We start from the raw sequence: 16,240 nt of genomic DNA, 5'->3' as shown, positions 1-16,240 counted from the left end.
TGTGACTGCGCAGGAGAGCGCCGCATACGGGCTTGCTCCAGATGAACGACGACGGGCCGCGCGAGTGCTCTCGGGAGCCACGCAGGCCGATCTGGAAATGCTGTGGTCAGACTGGAAGGAACAGCCGGAGGTCACGTATCTGCGGGCGCCGGAAGCCGGACTCGTCATGGTGCAGGGCCGGATTGGTGGCACCGGCGATCGCTTCAACTTGGGTGAGGCAACGATAACGAGGGCCACCGTGTTGCTGAGCGGAATCGGGATCGAGGACGTGATTGGCACATCGTATGTGCTGGGAAGCCACCCCGAACACGCCGGACTCGCCGCCATCTTTGATGCGCTGCTGCTTGCCCCCGAGCAACGTGCCCGGGTTCTCGCCGAAGTGATCGAGCCGCTTGAGCGCGGCCAGAAAGAGCGTGACACCAGCGCCCAAGCCGACGCACGCAGCACGGTCGTTGACTTCTTCACAGTTGCTAGGGAAAACGAATGAGAACTCTGACAAGCCAGAACCACACCCCCGGGTTCGCGAACCCGGTACACGATGCGCAACAGGTCTTCCGTGCAGTCCTGGAGGCACTCGCCCGCCCGGGTACTCGGCATTCCATCGAGGCGAACCTCAACCCTCCGGAACCGCTTGGCGCGAGCACAGGCGCGGTCATTTTGACATTGTGTGATGAGCAAACGCCGATCTGGCTCGATCCGACGCTGCGCGCCTCTTCTGCGGTGGGCGGCTGGATCGCCTTTCACACAGGTGCGCGCATCGTTGAAAATGCCGGCGAGGCGCTGTTTGTCATCGCGTCGTCGCCCAAAGCTGCACCAACCCTTGCCGACTTGATGCAGGGCACCGATGAGGAACCACATCGGTCCGCAACTCTCATTATCGACGCTCAAGGATCCCGCAGTATCGGCAACTTGGTCGCGAGCGGCCCCGGCATCTCGGGAACCATTGGCTGGGATGGCGTGGGCCTGCCCATCGGGTTCCTCCCGCAGTGGCGAGAGAACGGGATGCTTTTCCCTTGCGGTGTGGACATCGTCCTCGCGGCCGAAACCACGGTGCAGGGATTGCCACGCACCACAGCGCTGGTTAGCGCAGATCAGCAAAGTCACCAGCAGAGGAGCGCTTAATGTATGTTGCCGTCAAGGGAGGCGAAAAGGCGATCGCTAACGCGCATGCGTTGCTCGCCAAGCGTGGGCGTGGCGAGGTCGATGCGCCACGCATCGACTACGCTCAGATGCGCGATCAAATGGGCGTGCTGGTCTCACGCGTTATGGCTGAAGGTTCGCTGTATGACCCGGACCTAGCAGCCAAGGCGCTGCTTCAGGCGCAGGGCGATGTTCTAGAGGCTGTCACGCTACTACGGTCCTACCGCACAACGCTGCCTCGGTTTGGTCTCACGGTTGCAGTGGACACCGCGGGCCTGCCGTCGGAACGGCGCGTGTCGGCGACGTTCAAAGACATCCCTGGCGGTCAGCAGCTCGGTGCAACGTTCGATTACACGCACCGCCTGCTCACCGACGAATTGGGCACCCCTGAGGTACCTAATTTGGAGATGCCTCCAAGTGCGGCGATGCCGCGAGTGACGGATCTGCTGGGCGTCGATGCTCTCATTGAGGCCGACAAACCCGCAGAGGGCTGGAATGATCCAGATCCGGGAGACCTAACCCGGGAACCCACCACCTTTCCCATGAGCCGGGCCGAGCGTCTGCAGGCCCTCAATCGCGGAGACGAAGGCTTCCTGCTTTCGCTCGGCTACTCCACGCAGCGCGGCTTCGGCAACAACCATCCGTTCGTTGGCGAAGTCCGTGTCGGCGAGGTGGAAATCGAGTTTGACGCCCCGGAAATCGGACATGCTGTGCCGATCGGACGGATCGAAATGACCGAATGCCAGATGGTCAACCAGTTCGTCGGCAACACCGAGCAGGCGCCACAGTTCACCCGCGGTTATGGTCTGGTCTTCGGGCGAGGCGAGCGCAAGGCCATGTCGATGTCGCTCGTGGATCGCGCGTTGCGGAGCGAGGAGTTCGGTGAGCGCATCGTCTCGCCAGCGCAGGACGAAGAATTTGTGATCGCACACTCGGACAACGTACAGGCGACAGGTTTCGTTGAGCACCTCAAACTGCCGCACTACGTCGACTTCCAAGCGGAGCTTGGGCTGATTCGCAGCCTTCGCCGCGAGTTCGAGACACGTCATGCCGCGGACGCACGCATGTCCGCCGGCAAAGACCAGAACGGAGAGAACTGATGAGTGCCCCGCGCATCGTCTACAACGAAGGTTATCTCGACGAGCAAACCAAGCGAGTCGTCCGCCGTGCGTTGCTCAAGGGCGTCGCCATTCCCGGCTTCCAGGTACCGTTCGCTTCGCGAGAGGTGCCGATGCCACGCGGCTGGGGGACCGGGGGAGTGCAGGTCACAGCATCGATAATTGGTCCGTCCGACACACTGAAAGTGATTGATCAGGGTGCCGATGACACGACCAATGCGGTGTCGATCCGACACTTCTTCGAAAAGGTTGCCGGTGCCGCGAGCACTACGCTCACGGAGCAGGCGAGCATCATCCAAACCCGGCACCGGATTCCGGAGACGCCACTGCGTGAGCATCAGATCATGGTGTACCAGGTGCCGATCCCCGAGCCGCTGCGGTTCTTGGAACCGCGAGAAACGGAGACTCGGCGCTTGCACGCGCTCGAGGAGTACGGCCTGATGTACGTCAAGCTCTACGAAGACATCGCTAAGTATGGGCACATCGCCAAGACCTATGACTACCCGGTTCTCGTGAATGGACGGTACGTCATGGCGCCGTCGCCCATCCCCAGCTTTGACAACCCCAAGATGCACCAAAATGCAGCGCTGCAGCTCTTCGGCGCCGGCCGGGAGAAACGCATCTACGCGATCCCGCCGTACACCGACGTGGAGAGCCTCGGCTTTGAGGACTTCCCCTTCGAGCCTCAACGCTTTGACCGGCCCTGCGAGATCTGCGGGTCCTCCGGCGTCTACCTTGACGAGGTCTTTATCGATGACAAAGGCGGCGTGATGTTCGTCTGCTCCGACACTGACTATTGCGAACGCACTGCCACAGCAGGCGAGAGGCGCCAAACGATGGAGAAAAGCGCATGAACAACGAAACCCCGTTACTGAGTGTGACCGGCGCAGGACACCGCTATGGCGACCGCTTCGGCTGCCGCGACGTAAATTTTGACCTGTGGCCCGGCGAAGTGCTGGCAGTTGTGGGAGAGTCAGGCTCCGGCAAGTCCACCCTGCTCGGCATGCTGTCACAACGGCTCACCTTGGACGAGGGATCCATCAGCTACCTCACGACGCGTGAGAGCAGCGCCGGACGCGAGGACGGCACTGAATTCGAGCTGCTCGATCTGGCGACACTGAGCGAACGGGAAGTACGCCGGCTGTGGCGCACCGAGTGGGGATTCGTGCACCAGAACGCTGCCGAGGGACTCCGGATGCATGTCAGCGCTGGTGGCAATGTCGGGGAACCTCTCATGGCGAACGGATGGCGTAACTACAGCAAGATCCGCAGCGAAGCCGAAATGTGGCTGCGCCGCGTAGAAATCCCGTCGGATCGAATTGACGATGCTCCCGCGACATTTTCAGGTGGAATGCGCCAGCGCGTACAGATCGCACGCAACCTCGTATTCGGCCCACGCCTGGTCTTTATGGACGAGCCGACGAGCGGCCTGGACGTGTCCGTGCAGGCCCGCCTCCTGGACCTGATTCGCCAGCTCGTCGCTGAACTTGGTCTTGCCGTCGTCATCGTCACCCACGATCTCGCCGTTGCACGCCTCATCTCACACCGCACCTTGGTGATGAAAGACGGCGCAGTCATCGAATCGGGCCTCACAGACCGGGTTCTCGATGACCCGCAGGCTCCCTACACCCAGCTACTCGTTTCTTCGATCCTTCAGGGCTGATTTCCATGAGCTACAACGTAAACAATGACTTGCCAGAAAATGCAGTACTGTCCGTGCAGAACGTCGGCAAAACGTTCACCCTGCACCTCCAGGAATCACAACGGTTGCCTGTCCTGCATGGGCTAACCTTCGATGTACCGCGCGGGGCCTGTATTGTGCTCGGTGGCGAATCGGGGGCAGGCAAGAGCACCGTGATGAAAATGATCTACGGTAGCTATGGCACAGACTCGGGCCGCATCCTGCTCAGGCACCAAGAAACCGTCATGGACCTGGTCACGGCGCAACCACGACAGGTGCTCGCAGCCCGGCGGGAGACCTTGGGGTACGTAAGTCAGTTCCTGCGAGCGGTTCCCCGCGTGCCCGCCCTCGACGTCGTCGCCGAACCACTGATCGAGCGTGGCATCAGTCGGGAAACGGCTCGCGAACGGGCAGGAGAGCTCCTCACGCGGCTGAGCATCTCCACACGACTATGGAAGCTGCCGCCAGCGACCTTCTCTGGCGGTGAACAGCAACGCGTCAACATCGCGCGCGGATTCATCATAGAACGCCCGCTCCTGCTGCTCGACGAACCCACAGCGTCACTCGATGCCCGAAATCGTGGCGTCGTGATCGAGCTGATCCGTGAGAGCCTCGGCCGGGGGACCGGGATGCTCGCAATCTTCCACGACGCCGATGTACGCGAGGCCGTAGCCGATATGACGGTCGACGTACAGTCGTTCACGCCGGCGCGCGAACAGGCAGCCGCATGAAACGATATGCCGTCTACGCGGTCCCCGGAATCAATAAGGAAGAGGTTGCCGAGGCGATTCGGCTACGCACCGCGGTCGATGACTGGTACGGCCGCCAGGAGTTCCATGACCTCACACAGGACGCTCGCCGCTACGGATTCCACGCCACACTTAAAGCGCCCATCCACTTAGCCGCTGGACGAACGGAAGCACAGCTGTGTGCTGCCGCAGACGCGTTCGCTGCCGGTCGCGGGCCAGTGGTGATTTCCGCTCTCCGACCCGCAGCGATTGGCGGGTTCCGCGCGTTGGTCCCCGGCAGAGACCCCGAGGACCTGGATGTGCTCGCCGCCGATGCCCTGTGGACGTTCGAGGACTTTCGTGCCCCGCTCACCCAAGGTGACATCCGCCGTCGTCGTCCTGAAAACCTGGAGCAGCGAGAGAGGGAACTATTCGAGCGCTGGGGCTATCCCTACGTGCTCGATAAGTACCTCTTCCACTTCACGCTCACCGACCACGTTCCACTGGAGCGGACGGCCGAGATTGACGTCGCAATCAAGGACCATTTCGACGGCGTATCCGGCGTCGATGTGCCTCTCACCGCGGTCGTGATCAGCGTCGAGCCCGCCCCCGGCGCTGCCTTCGAGGTCCTGTCCGTTCACCCTTTCGCAGAACAAGCCGCTTTGGAGACCCCTGATGCCCCTCGTCCTTCATAATGCCCGCATCGTCCTGGAAAACGAGGTCATCCATGGATCCGTGCATATCGAGAACGGCATGATCGCGGAGGTCTCTCACGACCCGCAATTTTCACTCGACGGTGTGCCGGGCGAGGATATGGGAGCGGATTACCTGCTCCCCGGTCTCGTTGAGCTGCACACCGACCAGGTTGAGTCGCACTACCAGCCCCGGCCCAAGCGGTTCTGGGATCCGATCCAGGCAGTGATCGCGCACGACGCACAGATGGCAGCTTCGGGCATGACGACTGTGCTGGACGCGATGCGCATCGGCAGCGGCCCGGGTGAGAACCTGATCAGCGGTAACGCGCGCACACTCGTGAATGCGGTCATTAACGCGGCCGAGGCGGGTCTGTTGCGCGCGGACCACTACGTGCATTTGCGCTGCGAGGTGGCGACACCGGACGTCGTTGACGTGTTTGACGAGGTCGGCGGGCACGAACGGGTGCGGATGGTGTCGCTCATGGATCACACGCCGGGCCAGCGCCAATATGCAGACATGGAGGCGTTCCGCACCTACATGGTTGGCAAACACAATATGACCGAGATGCAGTTCGGCGAACACGTCAGTGAGATGCGGCATCTTTCTGCGACGTTCTCCGAGAACAATCGGCGCAGGATGGTGGGGCGCGCCCACGATCGAGGTATCACGATCGCCGCGCACGACGACGCTACCCAGGCGCACATTGATGAGTCGACGGCAGCAGGCGTGCGTATTTCGGAATTCCCCACGACCATCCTGGCCGCCCACGCTGCCCGGGCGGCAGGACAACTTATCGTCATGGGTGCGCCAAATATTGTCCGCGGCGGTTCGCACTCCGGCAACGTAGCTGCCTCCGACTTGCTACGTCTGGGGCTGCTCGACATCCTCTCCAGCGATTATGTCCCGTCCAGTCCACTCCACGCCGTTTTCCTGCTGTTCAGCCGCGGAGACATTACCTTGCCTCAGGGGGCCGCGCTGGTGAGCGGCAATCCTGCGCGTGCCGCCGGTCTTGAGGATCGCGGCGTCATCGCGCCCGGCAAACGGGCCGACGTCGTTCGTGTCCAGACATACGAGGGGACCGCGACGGCGCAGCACCCGCTCGGATCGTCCCTGCCGATCGTGCGCGGCGTATGGTGTGAGGGAAAGAGGGTCGCGTGAGTGGCGCATTTGTGGCCATTGTAGGGCCGAGTGGATCGGGGAAGGATTCGATTATTGATCACGCACGCCTTGCCATCGAAGGACGCGAAATCGTCTTCCCGCAACGCCAGATCACCCGGCCTGCAGGTACAGGGGAAGATCACAAGCCTGTGAGCGAGAGCGAATTCGAGGGCGCCAGGGACCGTGGCGAGTTCGCGTTGACGTGGCGAGCTCACGGCCTGGCCTACGGCATTCCGGCCCACGTGTTCGACGCCGTCGGCGCGGGAAACCTGGTCGTGGCGAACCTCTCGCGCGAGGTGCTCAAGCACTTGCCTGGCCTGTTCGCGAACGTGCACGTTGTGCGCATCACGGTTTCTGATGATGTACGCCTCGCGCGCATCATTGCACGCGGTCGCGAGGACGAGATTGCCGCAGTGTCACGCGTTGCTCGCATCAACCCGGCGCCGGATCATCCGGCCGACCTGGAGATCGTCAACGACGGCACGCTTGAGGACGCGGGAGGGAAACTCGTGGAGTTCCTGGGCAGCGTCCTGGATGCGGCGGGTCGATCCACGGAACTGCACCGACAACGTTCCTGAGCCTGAGGATGGCCACCGACGCGCCATAAACCCTCCACAATCAATGGAAACTGGAGAGAATTTAGTACCTTCTATTGTTCCGATTCATCGTCTAGAAAAAAGGCCAAAATGGGTATTGACAAGGGTTGATAGCCTTATGTCGCCAAAGCGGGGTTGATAACTAACAATGGGTTTTGAGTATTCAACATGCTCTGACCTGCGGTGATAGTTTTCGTTGGTATTTACCTGCAGTTGAAATTTTGACCGTTCAGCAAGGGCTGTTTCGGTTCGAATATCCGAAGGTTGCCTACGTGTCAGCTTGTACATCAGCCACCTGAGCTCATGGCCACCGCACAGCCAAAGCTATTAATGTGACGTGTGACGAGCAGCTGGCTCAATTTGTTCAGCCTCCCGTTCCATGGGTCGGCTCGCATGTCTGTACGGTGACTTTGGCTGTGCCGGAGCACGCAAGCTCGGGCACGAGCAACTATAAGCGGCTCATAAGCCCTATCGTGAACTGACCACCTGCAGCCCCAGCTGATCGTTGCGAGATGGTGGGGTTCTACGCGTCGTCCGATCGGATCGTGTACTAATGCCGGCCTCGGAGCTCCTTCTTGGAGTAGTAATGAAGTGAGCAACGCTAAGACTGATTGGCGTAACTGTCAGCGCATTGGCGTTGTGTTGTGTCATGGTGTTATGCGGAGCAATTGTTTTGGTGGCATTCGCATCTCAGGGTTCAACCGTGGCAAGCGCGGTAGCCGCCGTCGATATCGCCCTGATGATGGCCCTGCAGGAATCCGGGTTGCAGAGGCTGGCCAACACATTTGTGCCTCAATCTATGTAATTGCCGCACGACGGCGTTGCAGTGACCATGATTCGGTAGGCAGCGTGCAGCAGCGCTCTTCGGCCGGGTGGGGGAGTGTGGCTGAGCTTATGATTCCTACCTTCAACGACGGAGCTTTCGAGGGAGGACCGCAGGGGCCCAACCGAGGATCTCCGCGAGGCCTTTTAGATGTTCAGGGGTGGCAACTGATGGATAAGGGTGCTGCAGCACAGTCCGTTCAAGGGTCTTCGCTCCCGGAGCCCTACGCCAGGGGCGGTCGGAGGCTGAAGCAATGTTGGGCGGTCTCGGATGTTCAACGGAGCCGGTTCCCTGCAGCGCCGAGGAGCCAGGCCCAGACAACCCTAAGATCCCGTCTGACCTGAGCCAGATTCAGCGTGATATCCTCGCCTACGCTCAGGAAGAAAGGAGTTGACGGTGCACACGTCTGGGGCGGCACAGTGTTTTAGCCAAGGGACTGCTCGGGCTATGTGCAATGGGTCTACGGACAAGCTGACATCAGTTTGCCGCGAACGGTCCAGTGGACCGCAGGAACCCCCGGCTGATCCGCAACCCGGAGATCCCGTGGCGCAGAATCCTGACGGCCCAAACCACTGGGGCCTCGTCGGTAACTATGCTGGCAACGGCACGATGTACAGCGCGCTCAATCCGGCTGTTAGGACGCTGGTGCACCCTGTTGCTTGGAATGCGGGAACGGCATATTTGGCCTATCTGCCCCGCGGGGCATCCAAGTGCGTGGGTCAGTAGTCGATTCTCGGGATTCCTTGTGTCGAAAACATGCAAGAATTCAGGTCTATTTGATGGATGCTGGCTCCAGATTTATAGGAGCCATTGACGGGCAGCCACTACTGACCCACGCTAGGTGGCTAAGTCGGCGAAGCTACTTAGGACTCCGTGGACTCTAGAAACCAGTCCCGCGCCGGGTTGGTCACTGCAGGCAATGCCGCCTCAACCTTGGGTACGGCCCATCGAACACCATTGGCCAGAACCCTCTGGATCTCGTCCTGATGGTATACCGGGTAGTCCTGGTCGCCAGGGCTGAAGTAGAAGATCCTACCCGCGCCGCGCTGGTATGTCACTCCGGAACGGAACACTTCTCCACCCTCAAAGGATGAGATGAACACCACTTCATCGGGGGCCGGAACGTCGAAGAACTCGCCATACATCTCCTGATGAGGAATGTTGATGGGGTGTGGAATGCCGCTGGCAATCTCATGCGATGGTGCCACAGTCCATACCAATTCACGTTCGCCGTCGTTGCGCCATTTAAGCGAGCAGGTGGTGCCCATGAGTTGCTTGAAGATTTTGGAGAAGTGGCCCGAATGCAAAACGAGCAATCCCATACCGGACAGCACCCGCTGGCGTACACGCTCAACAATCTCATCCGACACTTCCCCGTGTGCTTTATGTCCCCACCACAGCAGAACATCTGTCTCATCTAGCACAGCATGGGTAAGGCCGTGCTCGGGGTCTTGCAACGTTGCTGTCCGGATCACGGCGTCATCATCGAGATACTTGCGCAACCCGGCGGCGATAGCTCCATGGATACCTTCGGGATAGTCGCTCGCGATGGAAGCGGGCGTTCCAAGTGTTTCGTGGACGTTCTCATTCCACACTGTCACATGAATTGTCATTAGAGTTGTACCTCTCGCTGTTCGGCGGCCGAAAGGTAGCAAGCATCGATGATGCGGGCACGGTTCAACGCAAGTGAACCATCCTGTTCAGCCCAGGTGGTTGGATCAAGCACGTGTTTGACGAAGGTACTAACCACCTCGGGATGCCCCGGTTCCGTCGTGAGACTGGTGGTTTTGTCATCTGTCTCGCCGGCTGTGTCACGGTAAATGGTAAGTTCGCCCGGGCTGAACTGCTTTGCGCTACGGACCTTGAGGTCGGCTCCGCCCTCGGTTGCCAGGACACTGAAGTCGAGTAAATCCTCGGGATCGCGGTAGCTTGCCCAAGAAGATTCGAGGATCAGCGTTCCTCCGCCTTCAAGCCGCAGAAACGCACTCGCGAAATCCTCCACCTCAAACGCAGACCCTCGCCCCTGGTCAGCCGTCTCTCGCGCCGATCCGCCCAGCCCACGCGGCCCCAACTCGGAATACGTCGACGCCGACACGCTGAGTACTCGCGGCTCGCCCATTAAATGCAGGGAATAGTCCAGCACGTGCACTCCGATATCGATTAGCGGTCCGCCACCGGATTTGTCTCGGTTGGTGAACCAGCTGCCGAGCATCGGAATACCGCGTCGGCGCAGCCACGACGCCCGCGCATAGTAGGGTCGCCCAATCTCGCCAGCGGAGATGACACGCGAGAGCTCCTGAATGTCCTGGCGCAGACGGTGATTAAACGCCACCTCAAGCACGCGGCCAGCCTTCCGGGCCGCATCCACCATAAGTTGCCCTTCCTCGCCGTTCCGGGCGATCGGCTTTTCACTCAGAACGTGAATGCCCCGTTCCAACGCAGCAATGGAGATCGTCGCGTGCAGGAATGTTGGAACCGCTACACTCACGGCGTCGAGGTCGGGGACGTCAAGAAGGTCTGTCCAGGATTCGAGCTGGTGGACGACGTTGTATTCCTCGCCCAGAGAATTTAGTAGATCCGTCTCCTGGCCGGCAATTGCGACGACGTCTACGTCGGGTAGTTCAGCATAGGCGGCAAGGTGTTGCTGCCCTGCCCAACCCAGACCTATCACCCCAACCTTGAGGCTTCGGGTGCTGAGTGTGCTTGTCATAGTTAACGTGCTCCTTGATAGTGGTGTGAGGCTGGCCGGCAAGGGAGCTATCCCTTCACCGCACCAGAGGTAAGTCCGCTGACAATGCGTTTCTGGAAGATCATGACTCCCACTAACAACGGAATAGTGACCAGCACCGAGGCGGCGCTGATAGTGCCCGTGGGGATGTCGAACTCGCTGGCACCTGTGAAGAATGCGATAGCCACTGGAATGGTTTGCGCATCTGGTGTCGAGGTAAGCGTGGCAGGCAGGAGGAATTCATTCCATGAAGCGATGAATACCAGGATTCCGGTGGTGACGATCCCGGGTACTGCCAGTGGAAGGATGACTTGCCAAAAGGTGCGAGCCGGGCTCGAGCCATCAATTGAGGCTGCTTCCTCCAGTTCCGTGGGAATTTCCCGGAAGAAGGAGGTGAGAGTGAAGATCGCCAAGGGCAAGGTGAATGTCAATTTCGGAATGATGAGCCCGAGCAAGGTGTTGTAGAGGCCAAGCTGGCTCCAGAGGTTGAACATTGGCGCCGCTATGGCTATCACGGGAAAGGTGGTCACCGACAATACCAAGGTCAAGATCATACCCCGCCGCTTCAAGGGCAGCCGCGCCAAGGCATAAGCCGCTGTCGCGCCGAAGAGCAAGGCAAAGAACGTTGTGGCGACGCTCACGACCAACGAGTTTCTCAGCGCGAGAACGAATTTTGCGTTCCTGAAGACGTCAATGTAGTTCTGTACTGACGGGTTTTCTGGCCACAATGCGGCGCTGGAAAGACCACCACCAACTTTGAACGAAGTGTTGATGAGCCAGTAAAACGGTATCAGCGAAACGATCATGATGACGATGATGAGCGTCCACAACAAGGGGCCTACACGTGTGGCTGTCGGTGACAGTGGGCGGCGGGGGCTCATATTTTCTCCTTCGTCGTGCCACGTAGATTGCCTCCAGCGAAGCGCAGGTAGATTACCGCTACGACCATGACGGTGAGGAATGTCAGGATGGATAATGCGGAGCCCTCGCCCACTAGCCGCGACTCACGCAGCTGCTGGTAGGCCAGCAACGACATTGAACCTGTGCCATTGGCTCCCCGTGTCAGAACGAACGGTAAATCAAAGACACGCAGCGCGTCCAACAAACGCAAGATTGCGGCTAGCAGGATGGCCGGTCGCAAGAGTGGCAGGGTAATGAAGAAAAAGGTCTGGAGCTTGGTCGCACCGTCCAAGGCCGATGCCTCATACACATCTGACGAGATGACTTGGAGACCGGCCAGCACGAGCAACGCCACAAAGGGCGCCGTCTTCCAAACGTCGGCCATAATCATAACGGCCATGGCGTAGCCGGACTCGGCCAGCCAGATGGTATCTCCACCCGGCATACCAAGTGTGCGCAGCACCTCAGTGATAAGACCCAAATGTGGATCAAACATGGCTTGCCAGGTAATAGCACTGACCACGGTGAGAATGGCGTAGGGGACAAGCAGTGCCGATCGCATCAGAGCTCGTCCACGGAAAGCGAGGTTAAGTAGAAGTGCCATGCCGACGCCGAGCAGCACTTCGAGGGACACGGAGATGGTGGCAAAAGTGAATGTCTGGCCAAAGGCCTGCCACCACGCTTCCGACGCCAGGGCGTCGATGTAGTTCTTGAATCCAACGAAGCGGCTAAGGCCCGAGACTCGAACACTGTATTGATGCATGGAAAGCCAGATGGCGTAGCCAATGGGGAAGGCCGCGACTAAGCCCATCAACGTTAGCGCCGGGGCAACGAACCAAAAGGCGGTTCGGCGGGCCGCGGCGTCTACGCTACGGCTGTGCCGGACCGGTGCGGCCGATGTCAGCTCCCGCTCGCGGGATATTGTCATGGATTCCACGTCAGAACGTCTCCTGAGCCTTTTCCATTTCGGAAACCATCTTCTTGACAGCGTCGTCAATTGAGACGCTGGTGCTCAGAACGGCGTAGACGTTGTCATAAATCGCCTGTGAGATCTGCGCATATGCCGGTGATTTGGGGCGCGGCTTGGCATTCTCCAAGGTTTGCTTCAGTTCTCCGGAGAATGGCAGGGCCTTCACCACGTCGGGATCGGAGTAGATATCGGCAATGACCGGGGCTTGGGAATTTGTCAGGAACATGGTCTTCTGCTGATCGCGGCTGACAGTGTACTTAATGAACGCTGCTGCTCCACCAGGATTCTTGGCCGTGATGGGCACAGCCAGATTCCAACCGCCCAGTACGCCGGAAGGCTCGTTGGTATCGTCAAATGCAGGCAATGGCGACACGGCGGTTTCTGGGCCAACGTTTGTCTCTTGGGCCGAGGCGTACGAGTTGGGCCAGTTGCGCTGAAAGCCGCCAACACCTGATTCGAAGGCACGACGGGTTGCCGTCTCGTCGTACGTCAGGGATGCCCGGTCGATCGAGCCATTGGCCAACCCGTCGCGCATAAACTGCAATACCTCGCGGGTCTGCGGAGAATCGATGACGACCTTGCCGTCCTGGTCGATGGCATCGCCACCTGCGGAGTACAGCAGTTCCAGGAAATTCACTGTCAGGCCTTCATAGGGCTTGAGTTGAATGAGCAGCTTATTGTCCTCGCTCTTTGCCGCCTGCTTATACAGCTCCTTCCATGTGGCTGGCGCCTGGACGCGGTCTTTGCGGTAGAGAACCAGTGCAGCATTCGTGTAGAACGGCGTGGACCAGTTCTTGTTGTCGTACACAGTGGTGTCGAGCACGGACGGCATGATTTCGGTGCCTATATTCTTTACGAGACCGGTCTGATCGTATAGCCACCCCTGTGATGCCCACTCGGCCGTCCAGGTGACGTCTGTCATATAGATATCGCAATCCTTGTTACCGCCTTCGAGTCGCTGGATGGCTGCAGTACGGGTTGCGCTGGTGTCTGGACCAAGCTCAACGTAGCTGGCTTTAACCGCGGATTGCGATTCGTTGAAGTTCTTGACCAAATTGGTCTGAATTCCCGTGTCTTTTCCGCCGCAGAAAACCATGTTTCCGTTGGCGCTCTGGTCTGCATCGGCGGCGAGCGCTTGGGTGGTCGGAGCAGCCTCGGAGGGGGCGGCGCCTGCTTGTGAACCGCCACCGCAGGCGGTCAAGGCTAGGGAGAATACGCTTAGCAGAGCTGCGGCTTGTGCCATCCGGCGGTAACGATTCAGCATCATCGGTGGGTCGCTTTCTTGAAAGGGAATCTAGTGCTGGATCGATCCAGCAACATCGATATTGGCACGCTTTAGGCCTTGTGTCAAGAGTCACAACTCAGGGATTATTGGTGGTTTTCTCCGGCGGGACGTCCAGAGTGCGACATCCGCATGAGGCCCGAATGACCAGATCCGAATCAATGTACTGCACCTCAGTGGCGGTCCGCTTGCCGGAGAGTCGGTCAACAAAAGTTGCTGCAGCGAGCCGCCCGAGCATCGCTGGATGGCTTGACACGGTGGTTAATCGCGGACTCGAAAAGGCTGCCAGCTCGACATCATCGAACCCGATCACGCGCGGTATTTCAGCAACACCCGCCTCACGAAACGCATCGAAAAGTCCAAAAGCCACGTTGTCACTGCCGCAGACTATGGCATCAGGAAGGGGGCCGGAAGCGATCAAAATCTTCGCGGCCTCGTAGCCTCCCAGCGGGGTCATGTCTTGTCTCAGGGTGCGCAGTGCGTCATTTAGACCCGCAGCCTCGAGCCCAGCCATGAGGCCCTTGCGACGCAGTCGCGAAGCCGATGACGGACTTCGACTTCCTACGAAGGCGAATGTTCGTGAACCATGCCATAGCAGGTGCGCCGCGGCCACGCGACCGCCTTCGAAGTCATTTGGACCGACATAATCCACGGCCCTGCTCTCCACGAACCTCGTATAGCTAAGGCACGGCAGCCCGGCGGCCTCCATTTCTTGCGCTACCGACTCAATGGTGTCTTCCACGGCAGCAACGATGACGCCGTCAACGCCAAATTCACGAAGCTGGCGTAGTAGCTGATCCTGCCTATCCCGGCTTCTGAGGGACGATGCTGAGATGGAGCTGTATCCGAGCCGCTCCAACTCCATTTCCATAGCCATCACAGATTGGGCGAAGAATGAATTATCGATGTTGGTGACGATGATGCCTACCAGCCGGCTCTGTTTTGTGCGCATGGCTGCTGCGGTCCGGTTATAGACGTACCCCAACTCGTCCATGGCCTGTAGTACGCGTTCTCGGGTCTCAGCGGCCAGCCGCCCGTCACCCCGCAATGCCAGCGATGCCGCCGAGCGGGATACACCCGCCCGTGCGGCTACATCTTGAAGCGTCACTCGGGTGGTCATGGACAGATCTTATCCTCACTGCGCAGGGTAACTAATTCCGGGGGGTACCGGCGGCCTTGAGTCTGACACCACTTCGAAGCCAAAATGGGAGCTGCAAGGGTGGATCTGCAACATGCTGCCAATTGTGACAGAGACTATTGCGGCAACGATCTCCAGGTCATCGTCCTGGCCTTCCTTCCCCGTCAAAGTTGGGTTACTAAATGCTGATTCTGAGATTTCTTGCATCCGTGTCAACGTACATCACGTCACCGGCGCCCCTTGGTCTTGCTCACATCGACGCATGAAGATAGGGGGCATGAAACGTAGATTCTGCATCATCGGATGGCAATGTGCGACGACGACAATTCGTTTCACCGGGCCTCTACCGTCACGGTGACTCACTTCCGGTGCCGCTAGCACGGCAAGAACATCCCGAATCCGTGGTACCAACAGCACTTTAACCCCTGTATCAGCGCCGGGTAATGGTGCATGCCGAGCCGGACGCGGTGAGAGTCGCATGTCCGGTTCGGCGGGCAGCCATGGCGAATCAGCAGCCTAGCAATCAGCAAAGGTGCGCGCTGTGGCTGACCGAACCAATAGAGCACGTAGACATCAGGCTGGTCAATTCCCATTCCTTCATGAGTTCAATCGCTGGCCGCGAGCCCGGCTAGGGACGGCGGGCGTGCACCCCGGCGGGAAACTGTGAGAGCCGCGGCCCGAACGGCAGCGCCACCGAGGTCATGCAGGCCCGCGATGAGTGCGGACATGAAGGAATCCCCTGCCCCGATTGTGTCTACTACCTGGGTTGGCATGGCGGAGACCGCAAGTTCCGTCCGGGCTGAGCGCAGGATCGCACCCCCACCTCCCCGCGTCACCGCGGCAAGGGGCGCACCCAGAAGCTGTAACCGGGCGAATGTTGGGGTCGTAGCTGATGAGGCTCGAACCTTTCGCAACGTTAACCGCGGAGAGCACGGTATCAGCCCTTCGCTGCATTAACGAGGTTATGGAGCCGGTGTGAAACAGCCGATATCCTTCCACCGATGGGCGCCTCCGCCGCGCCTAGGACCGCCAGCGCGGTCGACGTCGTATTTCCAGCGCCCGTAGGCAGTAGCGCAACACCGGCAACCTCGAGGTGCTCCCGAAGGATCTCGCCTTCCGGATCGTCCCCGAAATGTGCGCACAGGTCTGTGGCAACGCCCAGCCGAGCGAGCCCGAATGCTACGTTGGCCGGGCTTCCTCCGGGGGATGCCGACGTCGAATGCGGGTGTTGGACTATGTCCACGATGGACTCCCCAATGTCACCGCCCGAATGGAACGCCCG

Annotated in this window: 18 protein-coding genes; 10 read left to right on the top strand and 8 right to left on the bottom strand. The window is 59.6% G+C overall.

Translation table 11 applies throughout. From position 1 onward, the window contains the following. Position 1 precedes the first annotated feature (1 nt). The 10 genes from phnG to CVS27_RS21640 all read left to right on the top strand — a co-directional run bounded on the left by phnG (position 2) and on the right by CVS27_RS21640 (position 8,464). Positions 2-487 carry a phosphonate C-P lyase system protein PhnG gene (phnG, locus tag CVS27_RS11420; RefSeq protein WP_243400149.1) on the top strand — a complete coding sequence of 162 codons (486 nt, stop codon included), beginning with the start codon at positions 2-4 and terminating at the stop codon, positions 485-487. After that, positions 484-1,122: a phosphonate C-P lyase system protein PhnH gene (phnH, locus tag CVS27_RS11415; RefSeq protein ID WP_103465881.1), complete on the top strand. Its 639-nt coding sequence runs from the start codon at positions 484-486 to the stop codon at positions 1,120-1,122. Before phnG ends, phnH begins: the two co-directional genes overlap by 4 nt. Then, complete coding sequence (locus CVS27_RS11410; protein WP_103465880.1) at positions 1,122-2,240, top strand: carbon-phosphorus lyase complex subunit; 1,119 nt, start codon at positions 1,122-1,124, stop codon at positions 2,238-2,240. The genes phnH and CVS27_RS11410 overlap by 1 nt, the downstream gene beginning before the upstream one ends. Further along, a complete protein-coding gene (locus CVS27_RS11405) occupies positions 2,240-3,112 on the top strand; it encodes an alpha-D-ribose 1-methylphosphonate 5-phosphate C-P-lyase PhnJ (RefSeq protein ID WP_103465879.1) in 873 nt (290 codons plus the stop codon). Before CVS27_RS11410 ends, CVS27_RS11405 begins: the two co-directional genes overlap by 1 nt. Beyond that, positions 3,109-3,921: a phosphonate C-P lyase system protein PhnK gene (gene phnK, locus CVS27_RS11400; RefSeq protein WP_103465878.1), complete on the top strand. Its 813-nt coding sequence runs from the start codon at positions 3,109-3,111 to the stop codon at positions 3,919-3,921. The genes CVS27_RS11405 and phnK overlap by 4 nt, the downstream gene beginning before the upstream one ends. Before the next feature lie 5 nt (positions 3,922-3,926). Continuing rightward, complete coding sequence (gene phnL / locus CVS27_RS11395) at positions 3,927-4,670, top strand: phosphonate C-P lyase system protein PhnL (RefSeq protein ID WP_103465877.1); 744 nt, start codon at positions 3,927-3,929, stop codon at positions 4,668-4,670. Further along, the gene (locus tag CVS27_RS11390; protein WP_103465876.1) at positions 4,667-5,362 is read left to right on the top strand and encodes a DUF1045 domain-containing protein; all 696 of its coding nucleotides are present in this window, start codon (positions 4,667-4,669) and stop codon (positions 5,360-5,362) included. Before phnL ends, CVS27_RS11390 begins: the two co-directional genes overlap by 4 nt. Continuing rightward, positions 5,343-6,521 carry an alpha-D-ribose 1-methylphosphonate 5-triphosphate diphosphatase gene (locus CVS27_RS11385; protein WP_103465875.1) on the top strand — a complete coding sequence of 393 codons (1,179 nt, stop codon included), beginning with the start codon at positions 5,343-5,345 and terminating at the stop codon, positions 6,519-6,521. Before CVS27_RS11390 ends, CVS27_RS11385 begins: the two co-directional genes overlap by 20 nt. Then, positions 6,518-7,099 carry a phosphonate metabolism protein/1,5-bisphosphokinase (PRPP-forming) PhnN gene (gene phnN / locus CVS27_RS11380; RefSeq protein WP_103465874.1) on the top strand — a complete coding sequence of 194 codons (582 nt, stop codon included), beginning with the start codon at positions 6,518-6,520 and terminating at the stop codon, positions 7,097-7,099. Before CVS27_RS11385 ends, phnN begins: the two co-directional genes overlap by 4 nt. A 1,290-nt stretch (positions 7,100-8,389) precedes the next feature. Continuing rightward, positions 8,390-8,464, top strand: coding sequence for a hypothetical protein (locus tag CVS27_RS21640; protein WP_243400160.1), 75 nt, complete (start codon positions 8,390-8,392; stop codon positions 8,462-8,464). A 339-nt stretch (positions 8,465-8,803) separates the two neighbouring features. Here CVS27_RS21640 and CVS27_RS11375 read toward each other — a convergent pair whose 3' ends face one another. From CVS27_RS11375 to CVS27_RS21275, 8 genes are all read right to left on the bottom strand, one after another. After that, the gene (locus CVS27_RS11375) at positions 8,804-9,553 is read right to left on the bottom strand and encodes a ThuA domain-containing protein (RefSeq protein ID WP_103465873.1); all 750 of its coding nucleotides are present in this window, start codon (positions 9,551-9,553) and stop codon (positions 8,804-8,806) included. Then, positions 9,553-10,650 (bottom strand): Gfo/Idh/MocA family protein, encoded by a 1,098-nt coding sequence (locus tag CVS27_RS11370; RefSeq protein WP_103465872.1) that lies wholly within the window; start codon positions 10,648-10,650, stop codon positions 9,553-9,555. The genes CVS27_RS11375 and CVS27_RS11370 overlap by 1 nt, the downstream gene beginning before the upstream one ends. A 47-nt stretch (positions 10,651-10,697) precedes the next feature. Further along, a complete protein-coding gene (locus CVS27_RS11365) occupies positions 10,698-11,474 on the bottom strand; it encodes a carbohydrate ABC transporter permease (RefSeq protein WP_243400148.1) in 777 nt (258 codons plus the stop codon). A 71-nt stretch (positions 11,475-11,545) separates the two neighbouring features. Next, positions 11,546-12,496, bottom strand: a complete 951-nt coding sequence (locus CVS27_RS11360; protein ID WP_103466010.1) for a carbohydrate ABC transporter permease — start codon at positions 12,494-12,496, stop codon at positions 11,546-11,548. Positions 12,497-12,506: 10 nt separating this feature from the next. Further along, positions 12,507-13,805 carry an ABC transporter substrate-binding protein gene (locus tag CVS27_RS11355; protein ID WP_103465870.1) on the bottom strand — a complete coding sequence of 433 codons (1,299 nt, stop codon included), beginning with the start codon at positions 13,803-13,805 and terminating at the stop codon, positions 12,507-12,509. A gap of 94 nt (positions 13,806-13,899) precedes the next feature. Further along, positions 13,900-14,940: a LacI family DNA-binding transcriptional regulator gene (locus CVS27_RS11350; RefSeq protein WP_103465869.1), complete on the bottom strand. Its 1,041-nt coding sequence runs from the start codon at positions 14,938-14,940 to the stop codon at positions 13,900-13,902. Between the two features lie 623 nt (positions 14,941-15,563). Beyond that, on the bottom strand, positions 15,564-15,794 hold the full coding sequence (locus tag CVS27_RS21280; RefSeq protein WP_243400147.1) for a PfkB family carbohydrate kinase: 231 nt from the start codon (positions 15,792-15,794) through the stop codon (positions 15,564-15,566). Between the two features lie 101 nt (positions 15,795-15,895). Then, the gene (locus CVS27_RS21275) at positions 15,896-16,201 is read right to left on the bottom strand and encodes a PfkB family carbohydrate kinase (protein WP_243400146.1); all 306 of its coding nucleotides are present in this window, start codon (positions 16,199-16,201) and stop codon (positions 15,896-15,898) included. Positions 16,202-16,240 lie beyond the last annotated feature (39 nt).

The sequence above is a fragment of the Arthrobacter glacialis genome (assembly GCF_002909445.1).
GTDB classification, from domain to species: Bacteria; Actinomycetota; Actinomycetes; order Actinomycetales; family Micrococcaceae; genus Specibacter; species Specibacter glacialis.
The sequence above is the reverse complement of the archived record's forward strand: the minus strand, read 5'-3'. Positions and strand labels throughout refer to the sequence as shown.

Bases quoted from the DNA above. Each gene is read 5' to 3' on its own strand.
- phnH (WP_103465881.1), top strand. From the start codon at position 484: ATGAGAACTCTGACAAGCCAGAACCACACCCCCGGGTTCGCGAACCCG.
- CVS27_RS11355 (WP_103465870.1), bottom strand. From the start codon at position 13,805: ATGATGCTGAATCGTTACCGCCGGATGGCACAAGCCGCAGCTCTGCTA.
- CVS27_RS11410 (WP_103465880.1), top strand. From the start codon at position 1,122: ATGTATGTTGCCGTCAAGGGAGGCGAAAAGGCGATCGCTAACGCGCAT.
- CVS27_RS11405 (WP_103465879.1), top strand. From the start codon at position 2,240: ATGAGTGCCCCGCGCATCGTCTACAACGAAGGTTATCTCGACGAGCAA.
- phnL (WP_103465877.1), top strand. From the start codon at position 3,927: ATGAGCTACAACGTAAACAATGACTTGCCAGAAAATGCAGTACTGTCC.
- CVS27_RS11370 (WP_103465872.1), bottom strand. From the start codon at position 10,650: ATGACAAGCACACTCAGCACCCGAAGCCTCAAGGTTGGGGTGATAGGT.
- CVS27_RS11365 (WP_243400148.1), bottom strand. From the start codon at position 11,474: ATGATCGTTTCGCTGATACCGTTTTACTGGCTCATCAACACTTCGTTC.
- CVS27_RS11375 (WP_103465873.1), bottom strand. From the start codon at position 9,553: ATGACAATTCATGTGACAGTGTGGAATGAGAACGTCCACGAAACACTT.
- CVS27_RS11350 (WP_103465869.1), bottom strand. From the start codon at position 14,940: ATGACCACCCGAGTGACGCTTCAAGATGTAGCCGCACGGGCGGGTGTA.
- phnK (WP_103465878.1), top strand. From the start codon at position 3,109: ATGAACAACGAAACCCCGTTACTGAGTGTGACCGGCGCAGGACACCGC.
- CVS27_RS11360 (WP_103466010.1), bottom strand. From the start codon at position 12,496: ATGACAATATCCCGCGAGCGGGAGCTGACATCGGCCGCACCGGTCCGG.
- CVS27_RS11390 (WP_103465876.1), top strand. From the start codon at position 4,667: ATGAAACGATATGCCGTCTACGCGGTCCCCGGAATCAATAAGGAAGAG.
- CVS27_RS11385 (WP_103465875.1), top strand. From the start codon at position 5,343: ATGCCCCTCGTCCTTCATAATGCCCGCATCGTCCTGGAAAACGAGGTC.